Source organism: Halorussus aquaticus (assembly GCF_024218795.1).
Lineage (GTDB): Archaea > Halobacteriota > Halobacteria > Halobacteriales > Haladaptataceae > Halorussus > Halorussus aquaticus.
Map to the genome: position 1 here is coordinate 183,334 of NZ_CP100401.1, position 14,104 is coordinate 197,437.

The window sequence follows — 14,104 nt, forward strand, 5'->3', positions numbered from 1 at the left end:
CGGTAGACAAAATACCAGAGGACGGCGTCGGTCGCGGAGGAGGGCGCGTCAGTCAGTGGTGTCGGTGCTCGCCGGTCGGGCGGGTTCGACCTCGGTCTCGCTCCCCGGCGGTTCCACGCCGTCGAGAACGTCGTCCACGACGTGCTCGGGCGACACGTCCGCGAGTTCGGTGTCGGCTTCCAGCACGAGTCGGTGGACCAGCGTCGGTCGCGCGAGCGCCTTCACGTCGTCGGGGATGACGTAGTCCCGGCCCCGGATGGCGGCCCGCGCCTTGCTCGCGTGGAGGAACGCCAGCGTCGCGCGCGGCGACGCGCCGTACGCTATCTGGGGGTTCGACCGGGTCCCGGCCACCACGTCGAGGAGGTACTCGCGAACCGACTCGGCGACGTGAACGTCTCGAACTGCGTCGGTGGCTTCGTACAGGTCCTCGACCGAGACGACCGACTCCACGTCCTCGGCGGTGAGGTCGGGGTCGCGCTCGAACCGGTCGAGGATAGTTCGCTCGTCGTCCCGGTCGGGGATGTCGATGTCGAGTTTGAACTGGAACCGGTCGCGCTGGGCCTTCGGGAGTTCGAAGGTGCCCTCCATCTCGATGGGGTTCTGGGTCGCGACGACGATGAACGGCGTCGGGAGCTGGTGGGTGTCGCCCTCGATAGTGACTTGCCCCTCCTGCATGGCCTCCAGCAGCGCGCTCTGGGTCTTCGGCGTCGCGCGGTTTATCTCGTCAACCATCACGACGTTGGCGAAGATGGGACCGCGTTGGAGTTGGAACTCGCCGGTCGACTCCCGGTAGACGTGGGTCCCCGTCACGTCGGCGGGGAGGACGTCCGGCATCATCTGAATCCGGTTGTACTCCAAGTCGATGGCGGAGGCGAACAGGCGCGCGATAGTCGTCTTGGCGACGCCCGGAACGCCTTCGAGGATGACGTGACCGTCGGTCAGGAGCGCGATAGTAAGTAGTTCGACCGCGTCGTCGTTGCCCACGAGGACGCGACTGGTCTCCTCGGCGACCGCCTGATAGAGTTCCGCCGGGTCAGTCATTCTCGGAATACTGTCGAGACGGCCGATGATACATCTTTTGCCAGTAACGGCCTATTTCCGGCCGTCTCGGGACTCGGGCGAGTCGCTCGATTCGTCGGCTCTCGACCCTCTGCCGGAGTGATTCGGGTCACCCGCACCGCGGTCGAGTCGGCGGGCGACTCGGCGCACCCGGTCGTCGCTCCACTCGGGGTGGCGACGCTCGACCGCGGCCACCACCTCGTCGGTGGAGAGCGTCGGCGACCGACCGTCCGACGCCGACTCGCCGCGGATGCGGGCCGAAAGCCGACCCGCCAGTCCCGACCGGGACCGATTCCCCCGCGTCAATCGGGAAGGCAACTCGCCCGACCGCGTCCAGACGCCGACGAGCGCCAGTCCGAACGCGCCGACCGCGACCTGCGCGAGCGGCGAGGCCCGGAGGTCGAGGACGGTCGCGACGAGCGGCGGCACCCCCGCCGAGTGGGAGTAGTCGAGGAGAACGCGGTCGCCGGTGGCGAACAGCGACCGAGCGAACGCCCGGTTGTCCGACCGGTCCAGCATCGCGTTGACGAACACGCTGGGGTCGCTCACGACCACGACCCGGCCCGCACCGACTCGTTCGACCGTCGCCACGGGACGGCGCTCGGGCGTCTCGGACGAGTCGAGCGTCCCGTTCCGGTTCCGGTCGAGGTAGGCGTACTCGGAGGTGTTGACCAGAACGGTCGCGCCGCCGGGTCGCACGACGGTCCCGTAGTTCAGCGTGAGCGCCGACACGTTCCCCACGAGCGGGTGGTCGGAACTGTTCGTCGCCACCGGGAGCGACGCCGTCCGGTAGTTGTGTCGCTCGTCGCGGACCGGCGTCCCGTCGATGCGGGCGCTGGTCCCCACCGCGGCCAGCAGCGGGTTGGCGTTCCGACCGACGTCTGCGGCGACGACGAGCGTCCCGCCGCGGTCCACGAACTCGGCGACGCGCGCCGTCTCCTCGGGGCTGTAGGCGTCGTCGGGCGAGAGGACCACCGCTACGGAGTCGCTCGGCGCGACGGAATCGTAGTCCCGGGTGTTCCGGACGACGCTGACCTCCGCGCCGACCGCCTCGGCTTGCGTCCGGAGTTCCGACGCGCCGTCCCACCCGTAGTTGTACGCGCCGAACGCGGCGTCCGAGGTGGCGGCCCCCGTCACGCCCGCGGCGGCGACTGCGACGACGAGCGCGACGAGGAGCGCGCGCGGCCAGTCGATGTCGTACGGGTCGAACGACCACGCGTCGTCGTCGGTCACGGCATCGCTCCCTCCGGCATGAGTTCGAGGATGCGCCTGCCGAGGACGTACGCGAAGACGAGCAGACCGAGCAGGACGAACCACTTGAGTCGCCTGCGCCACGCCGGGGTCACGTCGAACGGCGCGGTGAACTCCATCATCACGAGGAACCCGACCAGCGACGCGACCAGAAATACGCGAAGCGAGAGCGCATCGACGACTGCGAGGACGAGGACCGCCGCGAGCATCCACGCCGTCTGCCCGTAGACGAACCGCCAGCGACGCGGGGTAGCCATTGGACCCACTTCCACGGCTTCTCCATTGAAGTTACCGCCCGTTCTTCGGGCCGTTCTCGGCATCGACAACCGAGTTCGTCGCGGTGTTGACCGGGGTGTGGCGTGAGAATGAGGTAGGCACCGCTTATCTGTCGGGAGAGTGTCGTCCCGACGCTCGCGCGAATCCCGAACCCCCTGCCGCCTGACGGACCTTTTTACGCTCGCCGAGCGACTATCGGCGCATGGAGTACACGACGCTCGGCGACACGGGCATGGAGGTCAGTCGAATCTGTCTCGGCTGTATGAGTTTCGGGTCGAGCGACTGGCGGCCGTGGGTCCTCGACCCCGAGGAGGGCGAGGAGATAATCGAGCGCGCAATCGACCTCGGCATCAACTTCTTCGACACCGCCAACATGTACTCGAACGGCGAGAGCGAGCGCGTGTTGGGCGACGCCCTCGAAGGCCGCCGCGACGAGAGCGTGGTCGCGACGAAGGCCTACTTCCAGATGGACGACGAGGACCCCAACTCCGGCGGCCTGTCGCGGAAGGCCCTCGAACAGGAGTTGGAGAACAGCCTCGACCGACTGGGGATGGACACCGTCGACCTGTACCAGATTCACCGGTGGGACTACGACACCCCCATCGAACAGACCCTTCGCGCGCTGGACGACGCGGTGCGCCGGGGGACGGTCCGCCACGTCGGCGCGTCCTCGATGTGGGCCTACCAGTTCGCCGACGCGCTCCACACCAGCGACCGACTCGGACTCGAACGGTTCCAGACGATGCAGAACCACTACAACCTCGTCTACCGCGAGGAGGAGCGCGAGATGCTCCCGCTCTGCGACCGGGAGAACGTCGGCGTGATGCCGTGGAGTCCGCTCGCTCGCGGCTACCTCACCCGCCCGCACGAGGACATCGACGCGACGACGCGGGGCGAGTCCGAGGAACACATGTACGAGCATCCGTACCGGGAGGGCGGCGGAAAGGAGATAAACGAGCGCGTGCAGGAACTCGCCGCCGACGAGGGCGTGACGATGGCCCAGATTTCGCTCGCGTGGCTCCTCCACAAGGACTGGGTGGACGCGCCCATCGTCGGCACCACCAGCGTCGAGCATCTGGAGGACGCGGTGGAAGCACTCGACATCGACCTCTCGGCCAGCGATATGGCGTATCTGGAGGAACCGTACGAACCGGTCGAAGCGTCCGGCCACGACTGAACCGTCGGCGAACTCCTCGCTCACGTTCGGTACCACTCTCGTGGAGTTTCCGGTCGTGTCCGAACACTCATGGGAATCTCGTCCGTACCGTCGTCCCATGTCGAGTTACTCGGACGCGGTTCCGGACGGCGTCCCCCGAGACCGGTTCTCTCGGCTCGCGACTTCGGTCCGAACCGAGGCCGACCGACCCGCGATTCCCGTCGAAGCGCCGTACACGGGCGACCGAATCGGAACGGTTCCCGCCTGTACTCCCGCCGACGTGAGCGCGTCGGTCGAGCGCGCACGGGCCGCCCAGAGCGCGTGGGCCGACCGAGACGCGGCCGAACGCGCGGCCATCGTCCGGCGGTTCCACGACCTCGTGTTGGACCGGCGCGACGAGTTGCTCGACGTGACTCAACTGGAAAGCGGGAAGTCCCGCATCGACGCCTTCGAGGAGGTGCTGGACGTGGCGACCACAGCGCGCTACTACGCCTACCGGGCGGCGGACTACCTCGAACCGTCGCGCCGGAAGGGAGCGGTCCCGCTGCTCACCCGGACCACCGTTCACCGCCGCCCGGTCGGCGTGGTCGGGGTGGTCTCGCCGTGGAACTACCCCCTCACGCTGGCCGTGTCGGACGCGATACCGGCGCTGCTCGCTGGCAACGCCGTGGTCTGCAAGCCCGCGAGCGAGACCCCCTACACCGCGCTCGTCCTCCGCGACCTGCTGCGAGAGGCCGGACTCCCCGACGACGCGTTTCAGGTCGTGACTGGACGCGGAAGCGAGGCGGGCGGCGCGGTCGTAGACGGGACCGACTTCGTCTGCTTCACCGGGAGCACCGAGACCGGCCGCGAGGTGGCCCGCCGGGCGGGCGCGAACCTGACCGACTGCTCGCTCGAACTCGGCGGCAAGAACCCGATGGTCTTCCTCGGCGACGCCGACATCGACCGGGCGGTCGAGGGCGCGGTTCGGGGGTGTTTCACCAACGCGGGACAGCTCTGCATCTCCTTCGAGCGCCTCTACGTACAGCGCGAGGTGTACGACGAGTTCCTCGACCGCTTCGTCCGGCGGACGAGGGGTCTCGACCTCCGGCCCGCCTACGACTACGGGCCCGAAGTGGGGTCGCTCGTGGGACCCGACCAACTCGAAACCGTCGAGCGCCACGTCGAAGACGCCGTCGAGAAGGGCGCGGACGTTCTCACCGGGGGTCGAGCGCGCCCGGACCTCGGACCGTACTTCTACGAACCCACGATTCTGACGAGCGTGACCGACGAGATGGAGGCGGGGTGCGAGGAGACGTTCGGCCCGGTCGTGGCGGTCCGACCCTTCGACACCGAAGCCGAGGCGATTCGACTGGCGAACGACTCCGACTACGGACTGAACGCGAGCGTCTGGACCGAAGACGGCGCGCGCGGCCGGGACCTCGCCCGGCGCATCGACTGCGGGACGGTCAACGTCAACGACGCCTACGCCGCGGCGTGGGCCTCGGTGGACGCGCCGATGGGCGGGATGAAGGACTCCGGGTTGGGCCGCCGCCACGGCGAAGCGGGGTTCGCGAAGTACACCGAGTCCCAGACCGTCGCCCACCAGCGCGGCGCGGCTATCGCCCCGCCCCGCGGGGTCCCGAGGAAGTGGTACGCGACTGTGATGACGCTGGCGTTCCGGGCGATGGCCCGGATTCCGGGGGTGCGGTAGCGTGCCGGACGAGGGCGAGTCGCGGTCGGTCTTCCTGACGGGGTTCCCCGGCTTTCTCGGCTCGGAACTGGTCGCGCGCCTGCTCGACAGGTATCCCGAGGGCGTGCCGATACGGTGTCTGGTCCAGTCGAAGTATCGCGACCTCGCGGAGCGACGGGCGGCCGAGATTGGGCGCGACCGCGACGGGGCGGACCGCGTCGAACTCTACGAGGGCGACATCACCGACCCCGACCTCGGGTTGGGCGAAGCGGGCGCTGACTCGAACGCGGACCCGAGCGGTGAACCCGCGAACGGAGACCTGTACGCCGACCTCCAGCGCGACGCGGTGGAGGTGTATCACCTCGCGGCGGTGTACGACCTCGGGGTGTCGCGCGAGGTGGGTCAAGCGGTCAACGTCGAGGGGACGCGGAACGTCCTCGACTTCGCGGAAGGGTGTCCGAATCTCGGGCGGTTCCAGTACGTCAGCACCTGTTACGTCAGCGGTCGTCACGACGGCGTGTTCACCCACGAGGACCTCGCCGTGGGCCAGTCGTTCAACAATCACTACGAGGAGACGAAGTTTCTGGCGGAAGTCGAGGTCCAGCGACGGATGGACGAGGGACTGCCCGCGACGGTCTACCGTCCGGGCATCGCGGTCGGCGACAGCCAGACGGGACGGACCCAGAAGTACGACGGGCCGTACTTCGTCATGAACCTGCTCCGGCGGCAACCCCGCGGGGTCGGCGTATTGGCGACGTTCGGCAACCCGCACAGCTACGAGGTCAACGTCGTCCCTCGCGACTTCGTGGTCGATGCTATCGACTACCTGAGCGCCCGCGAGGACTCCGCGGGGGAGGTGTATCAGCTCTGCGACCCGAGTCCGCCCACCGTCGCCGACATGATGCGGGCCTTCGGTGACGCGACCGGCAGACGGATTCTCAGAGTTCCCCTGCCGGGCGGCGTCGGTCTCGCTCGGCGCTCGCTCGAAGCGGTTCCGAGTCTCGCGGACGCGCTCGGCGTCGAACCCGCGGTACTGGACTATCTCGCCCATCCCACGAGCTACACCAGCCAGAACGCGGTTCGGGACCTGCACGGGAGCGGTATCGCCTGCCCGCCGTTCGAGAGCTACGTGGACGCGCTCGTCGCGTTCGTGCGCGAGAACCCCGGAATTTCGACCGAAGCGATGGTCTGAGCCGGACACGGCGACCCGAACTGGACTCGGATAGAACGACGGTCGCGACTGCCTCGAAGTGGTGTCACCGCGAACAATTAATTCAATAAACTCTTTAAACCGGTCACGTAAAGACAGCACTCATGCGACGCCGCGAATTCATCGCCGGTACCGGCATCGTCGCCGCCTCCGCCCTCGCGGGCTGTACCGGAAGTAAGTCCCCGCCGCCTCGAAAGTCGAACGTCTTCGAGACCATCGAGACGAAAGGCGGGAAACTGAGAGTAGCCCTCGAAGACAACACGTGGGTCAAGTCACGCTACGACGGTGGCGGCCAGAACGCGCTGGCCGACCCCGACGATGTCGGCGGTCTCAGTCCCGTCGGCGGTGCCCGCGCGAAGGGCAAAGGCGGTGGCGGCGGCCGCGGAGCCACGGGTCGCGCCACCGGCGGCTACACCAGCGCACCCAAGACCGGCCACGGCCGGGCGTGGTGGCACGGCGGCGACTACGCCGACGACTGGTACGAGGACCACCGAGACGACGTGTCGAAGTACGGAGTGGGCGTCGCCACTATCGGCGTCGCGTACCTCGGCAGTTCGGCGGCGATGAAAGACGACAAACCCGGCGCGGGACCGGTCCCGTGGGACTGCCGCGTCGATAACCCCGACGACACGGAGGCCTGCCAAATCGGCACCGACGGCTGGTATCGAGTCGGCGCGGAACTCCGAGGGAAGAACGGCCACGACTTCGATTGGGAGTGCGTGGACCTGAAGGTAGACGAGACGATCGGTTCCGACGCCGGATACGAAGTCGAAAAGCAGTGGAAGGTCTCGCCTCGAATCTGACATCCGGTAGCGTCCTCGCCCGACTCGGCCGAACCGCCCGGCCACTCGGCGGACTCGACCGACGCCCCTCCGATACCACGAAGCTTACAAATGATACCTGAATACGTAGGCGCGATGCGACGCCGCGAGTTTCTCGCCGGAACCGGCCTCGCCGCCGTCGGCGGTCTTGCTGGCTGTCTCGGCGGCGGAGACCCGACTCCCCCGCCGCGAAAGTCGTTCGTCCTCCCCGAACTCGAAACCGACGCCAAGACGCTCCGGATCCGAATCGAGGACGCGCCGTCGGTGCGAGTCCGGGCGGACGCGAGCGGTCCCAGCACAACCGGTTCCGGGGCCGACGACGGTCCCGGCGCGACCGGTCGGACCGGCGACGCCGACGACTTCGAGGCGGCCCCCAAGACCCGCCACGGCCGGGCGTGGTGGCACGGCGGAGAATACGCAGCCAAGTGGTACACCGACCACGGCGAGGAGGTGACCAAGCGCGACGTGACCGTCGAGGAGGTCGGCGTCGCGTTCTTCTACAACCACTGGGGCAAATTCAACCAACCGGCCCTCCCCGGCGCGGGACCGGTCGATTGGGACCGGACCTTCGGTCCCGAAGCGGTCGGTGAACTCACCGACTCCGACGACGCGCTGACTCACGACCTCGACTCTCGGGGCCGGTACCGCGTCGGCGCGCACGTCGTCACCGAGTCGGGCCGCGACCTCGGGTGGGAGTGCGTCGATTTCACGGCCGAACCCCGGATCGAACGCGGCACGCCGGGGTACTACGTCTCCGACCCGTGGAAGGTCTCGCCCCGAATCTGAGGACTCCTCAACACCGAACTATGCCGAACCCCTCTCGAACCCAGACGCTCACGCTGTTGGCCATCACGTACGTGGTCTCGTTCTGTAGCTTCGCGTACGAGTTCGTCTATTCCGAGCTGTTGACGGTGATGTACGGCGGCACCGTGACTCAGTACGTCATCACCGTGGGACTCTACTTCTTCAGCCTCGGTATCGGGTCGGCGCTCTCCGACGAGTTGCAGGGCGACGCGCCGTCGAACTTCTTCCGGACCGAGGTGTACCTCGCCGCCGTCGCGCCCGCCGGGTTCATGCTCGTCGTCGGCCTGAACAGCGTCGCCATCCCGGAGTCCGTCCCGGCCGAACTCGTCTGGGTCGCCGCCCGACTCCCCGCCGTCGCGGTCGGGTTCCTCTCGGGCTTCGAACTCCCCCTGCTGACTCGGATGGTCGAACGGACCGACGAGTCGGGGACGCTACTCCCTTCGAGTGTCGTCCGCGCCTTCGGTCGAGTCCACGGTGTCGTCATCGGCGTCTTCGGCTGGTTCTGGAGCGTCGAGCGGACGTCGGGCGACCGGAGCGGCCTGTCGGTGGTGCTGGCGATGGACTACGTCGGCGGCCTGTTCGGTGCAATCGTCTACGCGAAGCTCCTCTACCCCGCGCTCGGACTGGTCCCGACCATCTTCGTACTGGCGCTGCTGAACTGCGTGGCCGCGCTGGTCTTCGTCGCCCGGTTCAGCGAGCGCTCGTGGGGGCTGTTCGCCCACGAGCGCCGCGGACTGGTGAGTCGGGAGTCCGGAGCGCTGTTGGCGGTCTGTCTGCTGCTGACCGCCGGGTACGCGGGTGCAGTCGCCAACCACCGGCAGGTGGACCGAGGCGTGACCGAACTCTACCTCGAACAGCAGATAGAGTCCGAGTACGACAGGGGTGCGATGGACGCCGAAATCACGAGCCAGTGGACCACTCAGTACCAGCACGTCGTGCGGTACGACCGGACGTGGACCGGGTCGGGGTCGAACCCGTACTTCTCGGGCGAGACCGAGCAGTGTCTGCGACTCGGCACCGCGGTCCAACTCTGCGAGAGTTGGGCCGACTCCTACCATCAGGGACTGGTCGACGTGCCGATGTCGATGTACGAGAACTCGCCCGAGACGAACGTCCTCGTCGTCGGCGGCGGCGACTGGATAGCCATCGACCACCTCCGACGATACAACGTCAGCGTGGACCACGTGGACCTCGACGGCGAGTTCATGCGCCACGCGAGAAACCAGTCCTTCTTCTCGCGCTGGCACGACGACGCCTACGAGTACGACCGACTGAACACCACGGTCGGCGACGGCTACGCGTACCTCCAGAACACCGACGAGAGCTACGACCTCGTGTTGCTCGACATCCCCGGCGCGACCGACGACGACCTGCTCAAACTCTACTCGAAGGAGTTCTACGGGTCGCTCCGGCGACACCTCGAACCCGACGGCTCGGTCGTCGCGTGGGGCTACTCCCAGTACGGATTCCCCGAGCATCACAAGGCGTACGTGAACACGGTTCGGGCGGCCGGGTTCGATCAGTACGTCCCGTACTGGGCGTGGGAGGACGTGGACGGCGACGGCGAGACCGAACGCGTCGAGCAGTTCTACGTCCTCGCGTCCGGGGAGCGCCCGAGGTTCCCCGCGCCAGATTCGGCCGAGGCGACCGACTACGTTCGGACGTACAGCGACCGCTACCGCGACCTGCGGTGGCGCGACATTCCGCGCTACCGCGGCGTGAGAGTCAACTCGCTGTTCCACCCCAACTACGACATCCTCGTCGATACCTGACTGTCCCGACCGAACACCACCACCATCAGACCATGTCATCCACCGAAACCCGCCGACTTCACTTCGCGTACGCCGCCAGCGAACCGAATCTGGAGGCGTTCGACGTGAAACGCGTCGTCCCGAGTCAGTTGCTCGGCGCACCCGCCGCGCTGACCGTCATTGGCGCGTCCCACTACGTCGGCGTCCCCGAGTTGAACTTCCACGAGGTCTGCTCGTGCGAGCCGATTTCCGGCGAATCGACCGCCGAGACGCCCCTCCGAAGCGGCGTCGAACGGGAGTTCGCCTTCGAGAACGACCGCGTCCGCGTCGTGACCAGCGCCGAGGTGCGACCCATCGAAGCGTTCCCCGGTTCCGAGGCGGCCGACGCCGCCTTCCGGTTCGGCCCGGACGCGTGGACGACTATCGAACTCACACCGTCCGACGACCCCGAGCAGTCGTCCGCTTCCGAATCAGCGACGTACGAGACCTACCACACGTACCCGGAACACGGTCTCGCAGTTTACACGGGAACGACGCTCCGCCGGACGCGAACGTCCACCGAACCCCAGAAACCGCACTCCGCTCGGACTGCCGAGCGGTCCGAAGACTCGACCGACCCGCTCGAACGATTGACGACCGACCTCTCTCCGGAGACTCACGATGACTGACGAAACCGCAGACACCTACGACGGTGACGTAACGCTCACCGGCCACGAAGACGCTCCCGTGGCGGTCCGCGACCCCGAGGACGTGTTCCTCCGGGCCGACTCCGTGGCGGGCGACCTCGAACTCCGGAATCCGGAGTACGTCTTCACTCACCGTCCGACCGGCGGCGGCGCGGACGTGGACGACCCGGAGACGGTCGTTCGAGGCGACTTGGAGGACGGCTACGCCGAACCCGAGGGCGTGACCGGCGACGCCGCAGTCGCCGACGCGGAGGACGTGTTCGTCTCGGCCGGGGCGGTCGGCGGCCACCTCTCGGTCGTCGGCCCGGAGAACGTCTACGCCGACGAGGTCGAACCGCCGCGCGACCCCGGCGAGTACGACGTGGCGCTCACGGGGTGGAAGCAGTCCGGCAGTTCCAGCGACCCCGACGCGGGCGTCCGGGTCACGGGCGCGCACCACGAGGTCACCGTCGAGAAGACCCGCACCGACATCGACGTGTACGTCGTGGGTCACGACCACGAGATAGAGATTACGGGGCGGAGCGCCGGCGTCTCGGTGTACCTGCTGGGCTACGACAACACCGTCACGGTCGGGCCGTACCTCGACAGTGAAGTGGTCGCGGACACCGGGTTCGACAACGAAGTCGCGGCCCAACCCTACCCCGTCGAGGACCTCGTCGAGACGAGCAAGGCCGAAGCGTTCGACCGGGCCGGGTTCGGTCGCCGGAAAGTGACCTATCAGGTCCCGTCCGACGACGACTGGTGCCCGAACTGCGGGGAACCCGCCGACGCCATCGTAGCGCGCCACCAGATGGAGGCGCTGTTCGTGTTCGGCCACCCCATCAGGACCTACGAGCGCAGCACGAACCCCGCCAAGGAGTGCGAACACTGTTCGCGGAGCGCCTTCGACGCCGAACTCACCGAGAGCGAGCGCAAGGACGTGCTGCGATGAGCGCCGACCCTCGGCGCGGACGGCCGGGTCGGTTTCGAAACACCTAATCTATATATCGGTGGGGTGAACAATGAGGGTACGTGTGACAGTCCCCCTCGAATCACTCGCGAAACGCCCTCCGGCCGCTCGACCACCCGACTACAGCCATGGCACGAACTGAAGAACGGACCACCGCCGACTCGACAGCGACCTGCCGATACACGTTCGACCCGTCCAAACGGACCGAGGCGCGCCTCCAGACGACGTGGGAGTGTCCCCACGAACCGTACGGTGACAGCGACTACTGCCCGTTCCACATGTCGCGGGACGAACGGACCAGCAACGACGTGTCCGGAGAGGACATCGTCGAGCGACTCAAACGGAACCTCGAATCGGAGGACGTACGCGCGAACGAGTACGTGGGCGCGGACCTCCCGCACCTCTCGCTGACGTATCAGGACATCAGCGGCGGTAACAACCACGTTCTCAACTTCCAGCACGCCGACATCGACGGGTTCGACATCACGAACGGGCATCTCGAACAGGGACTCAACCTCCGCGGTGCCACGGTGGGCTCGCTCAAGTTCGAGGGCGCGACCATCGGCGGTGCCCTCGAAGCCGACCAGATTTCGGTCGAGGGGACGTTCTCGGCGTACGAGGCGACGTTTCGCGAGGACGTGTCGTTCGGCGACGCGAGTTTCCACGGCGAGGTGAACTGCGACGAGACGACGTTCCGCGACGACACGAGTTTCGAGAACGCGACGTTCCACGCCCCGGCCCACTTCCGGAACGTCGAGACGACCGGCACCAGTCACGTCCTCGACGACCACATCTCGTTCGCGGGCACGACGTTCCGCGACGACGCGAGTTTCCGGCAAGCGACCTTCCAGTACGTCACCTTCACCGACGTGGCGTTCCACGCCGAGTCCGACTTCGAACACGTCGAGTTCGAGGGCGACACCCAGTTCGGTGGGGCGGTGTTCGACCGGATGGCCGACTTCGACGAGGCCAAGTTCCACGACGACGCCTGCTTCGAGAACGCTCGGTTCAAGGCCGTGGCCGAGTTCAGAGGCGTCGAGTTCAACGGCGGGAGTCGGACCACCAGCGACGATGTGACCTTCGAGAGCGCGCAGTTCGAGGGCGAGGCCGACTTTAAACTCGCGCGGTTCCGGTTCGCCGACTTCAAGGACGCCACCTTCGACGACGAGTTCAACCTCGACCGGGCCGTCTTCGACGCCCGCGCCGACTGCCACCGCATCGACGTGGCGGGACGCGCCAACTTCGAGTGTACGGCGTTCCGCGACGGCGTGGCCTTCGACGAGGGCGCGTTCGCTGGCGAGGTGGAGGCGGTCGAGACGGAGTTCCACGGCGACGCCGACTTCGTCGACGTGACGTTCCGGTCGCGTGCTCGGTTCACCGAAGCGCGGTTCCGCGAGGACGCCAGTTTCCGAGAGGCGACGTTCGAGGACGACGCCGTCTTCCGGGGTGCGATTTTCGAGGGCGAGGCCAAGCATCTGGAGGAGAACGCCTGCTTCGACGAGGTCACGTTCGAGTCGCTGGCGGACTTCGAGTCCGCGAGTTTCACGAACGGGTCGTTCAGGGACGTGACGTTCGACGCCGAGTCCAACTTCCGAGAAGCGGAGTTCCTCGACGCGGTCCAGTTCCGGGTAGTCGGGACCGGGAGAGGCGACACCTACGTGGACCTGTCGGGTGCGACTCTCGCGGGCGGTAGTATCGTCGTGACCGCGGGCAACGTCGTCATCTACGACCTGACGACGGCGACGCTCGGCGACCTGCAGTTGGAGAGCGAGACCAACGAACACGAACTGCTCGACCACTTCCGGTTCTGTCTGACGGATTTCGACCACTTCGACTTCAGCGACCACCACGCCTCGCTCGAACGCAACGACTGGAACCTCCACGACTTCATCGGCGACGGGACCTCCGGCCGCTACGACGTAGAGATGTCGAACGAAGTCGTAGAGGAGACCTACCGGAAGGCACAGGACAGCGCCGACGCGGTCGGCGACACGCCCGCGATGAGGGAGTTCGAGTTCAAGCGGTACTTCTACAACCGTCGGAAGAACATCGACATCGTCCTCCACGAGTACTCCATCGACGCGTGGACTCGGGCGAAGAAGGCGTCCAGCGTCGGACTCAACTTCTTCATGCAGTTCACCTGCGGTTACGGCAACCGCCTGCCACGCATCGCCGCGCTCACGTTCCTGCTCCCCGCGCTGTTCGGCGTCTTCTACGTCCTCGGCGGGCCGCTGGAGACGGGGGCCGGAGTCGTCTGGGACGCGAGCGCGCCCGCGACGACGCTGTTCGACGGACTGTACTACAGTTACATCAGCTTCAGCACCATCGGTTACGGCGACATCGGACCCGTGGGTTGGGCGGCCAAGATTCTGGCCGCGAGTCAGGGGATGCTGAACGGGTTGTTCTTCACCCTGCTCACGTTCACGCTGTTCAAACGAGTGCTGGGCGGGAGCTAAGTCGGCGGTCCTC

The 14,104-nt window shown here is 67.1% G+C and carries 12 protein-coding genes; 9 read left to right on the top strand and 3 right to left on the bottom strand.

The annotated features are described in order from the left end of the window. Window positions 1-48 precede the first annotated feature (48 nt). Genes NGM06_RS19320 through NGM06_RS19330 form a run of 3 tightly spaced genes read right to left on the bottom strand, consistent with a single transcriptional unit; the run spans window position 49 to window position 2,567 of the window. Entirely contained in the window at window positions 49-1,041 is a 993-nt protein-coding gene (locus NGM06_RS19320) for an AAA family ATPase (protein WP_254270402.1), read from the bottom strand. Window positions 1,042-1,092: 51 nt separating this feature from the next. After that, window positions 1,093-2,292, bottom strand: coding sequence for a DUF4350 domain-containing protein (locus NGM06_RS19325; RefSeq protein WP_254270403.1), 1,200 nt, complete (start codon window positions 2,290-2,292; stop codon window positions 1,093-1,095). Then, on the bottom strand, window positions 2,289-2,567 hold the full coding sequence (locus NGM06_RS19330; protein WP_254270404.1) for a DUF8044 family membrane protein: 279 nt from the start codon (window positions 2,565-2,567) through the stop codon (window positions 2,289-2,291). Before NGM06_RS19330 ends, NGM06_RS19325 begins: the two co-directional genes overlap by 4 nt. A 221-nt stretch (window positions 2,568-2,788) precedes the next feature. Here NGM06_RS19330 and NGM06_RS19335 point away from each other — a divergent pair, with 221 nt between their 5' ends. The 9 genes from NGM06_RS19335 to NGM06_RS19375 all read left to right on the top strand — a co-directional run bounded on the left by NGM06_RS19335 (window position 2,789) and on the right by NGM06_RS19375 (window position 14,091). Then, window positions 2,789-3,763, top strand: a complete 975-nt coding sequence (locus tag NGM06_RS19335; RefSeq protein ID WP_254270405.1) for an aldo/keto reductase — start codon at window positions 2,789-2,791, stop codon at window positions 3,761-3,763. Window positions 3,764-3,860: 97 nt separating this feature from the next. After that, complete coding sequence (locus NGM06_RS19340) at window positions 3,861-5,435, top strand: succinic semialdehyde dehydrogenase (protein ID WP_254270406.1); 1,575 nt, start codon at window positions 3,861-3,863, stop codon at window positions 5,433-5,435. A gap of 1 nt (window position 5,436) precedes the next feature. Then, a complete protein-coding gene (locus NGM06_RS19345; protein WP_254270407.1) occupies window positions 5,437-6,606 on the top strand; it encodes an SDR family oxidoreductase in 1,170 nt (389 codons plus the stop codon). A 122-nt stretch (window positions 6,607-6,728) separates the two neighbouring features. Continuing rightward, entirely contained in the window at window positions 6,729-7,427 is a 699-nt protein-coding gene (locus NGM06_RS19350; protein WP_254270408.1) for a hypothetical protein, read from the top strand. 114 nt (window positions 7,428-7,541) lie between these two features. After that, window positions 7,542-8,231 carry a hypothetical protein gene (locus NGM06_RS19355; protein WP_254270409.1) on the top strand — a complete coding sequence of 230 codons (690 nt, stop codon included), beginning with the start codon at window positions 7,542-7,544 and terminating at the stop codon, window positions 8,229-8,231. Window positions 8,232-8,251: 20 nt separating this feature from the next. Beyond that, window positions 8,252-10,021 carry a spermidine synthase gene (locus tag NGM06_RS19360; protein ID WP_254270410.1) on the top strand — a complete coding sequence of 590 codons (1,770 nt, stop codon included), beginning with the start codon at window positions 8,252-8,254 and terminating at the stop codon, window positions 10,019-10,021. Between the two features lie 32 nt (window positions 10,022-10,053). Beyond that, a complete protein-coding gene (locus NGM06_RS19365; protein ID WP_254270411.1) occupies window positions 10,054-10,668 on the top strand; it encodes a DUF2617 family protein in 615 nt (204 codons plus the stop codon). Then, complete coding sequence (locus NGM06_RS19370; protein ID WP_254270412.1) at window positions 10,661-11,617, top strand: DUF8108 domain-containing protein; 957 nt, start codon at window positions 10,661-10,663, stop codon at window positions 11,615-11,617. The genes NGM06_RS19365 and NGM06_RS19370 overlap by 8 nt, the downstream gene beginning before the upstream one ends. A gap of 146 nt (window positions 11,618-11,763) precedes the next feature. Beyond that, complete coding sequence (locus NGM06_RS19375; RefSeq protein ID WP_254270413.1) at window positions 11,764-14,091, top strand: pentapeptide repeat-containing protein; 2,328 nt, start codon at window positions 11,764-11,766, stop codon at window positions 14,089-14,091. The last annotated feature ends 13 nt before the right edge of the window (window positions 14,092-14,104 follow it).

What these genes read in the sequence shown, in the direction of transcription:
- NGM06_RS19360 (WP_254270410.1), top strand. Translation starts at nt 8,252, where the DNA reads ATGCCGAACCCCTCTCGAACCCAGACGCTCACGCTGTTGGCCATCACG.
- NGM06_RS19340 (WP_254270406.1), top strand. Translation starts at nt 3,861, where the DNA reads ATGTCGAGTTACTCGGACGCGGTTCCGGACGGCGTCCCCCGAGACCGG.
- NGM06_RS19370 (WP_254270412.1), top strand. Translation starts at nt 10,661, where the DNA reads ATGACTGACGAAACCGCAGACACCTACGACGGTGACGTAACGCTCACC.
- NGM06_RS19320 (WP_254270402.1), bottom strand. Translation starts at nt 1,041, where the DNA reads ATGACTGACCCGGCGGAACTCTATCAGGCGGTCGCCGAGGAGACCAGT.
- NGM06_RS19335 (WP_254270405.1), top strand. Translation starts at nt 2,789, where the DNA reads ATGGAGTACACGACGCTCGGCGACACGGGCATGGAGGTCAGTCGAATC.
- NGM06_RS19375 (WP_254270413.1), top strand. Translation starts at nt 11,764, where the DNA reads ATGGCACGAACTGAAGAACGGACCACCGCCGACTCGACAGCGACCTGC.
- NGM06_RS19350 (WP_254270408.1), top strand. Translation starts at nt 6,729, where the DNA reads ATGCGACGCCGCGAATTCATCGCCGGTACCGGCATCGTCGCCGCCTCC.
- NGM06_RS19365 (WP_254270411.1), top strand. Translation starts at nt 10,054, where the DNA reads ATGTCATCCACCGAAACCCGCCGACTTCACTTCGCGTACGCCGCCAGC.
- NGM06_RS19330 (WP_254270404.1), bottom strand. Translation starts at nt 2,567, where the DNA reads ATGGCTACCCCGCGTCGCTGGCGGTTCGTCTACGGGCAGACGGCGTGG.
- NGM06_RS19355 (WP_254270409.1), top strand. Translation starts at nt 7,542, where the DNA reads ATGCGACGCCGCGAGTTTCTCGCCGGAACCGGCCTCGCCGCCGTCGGC.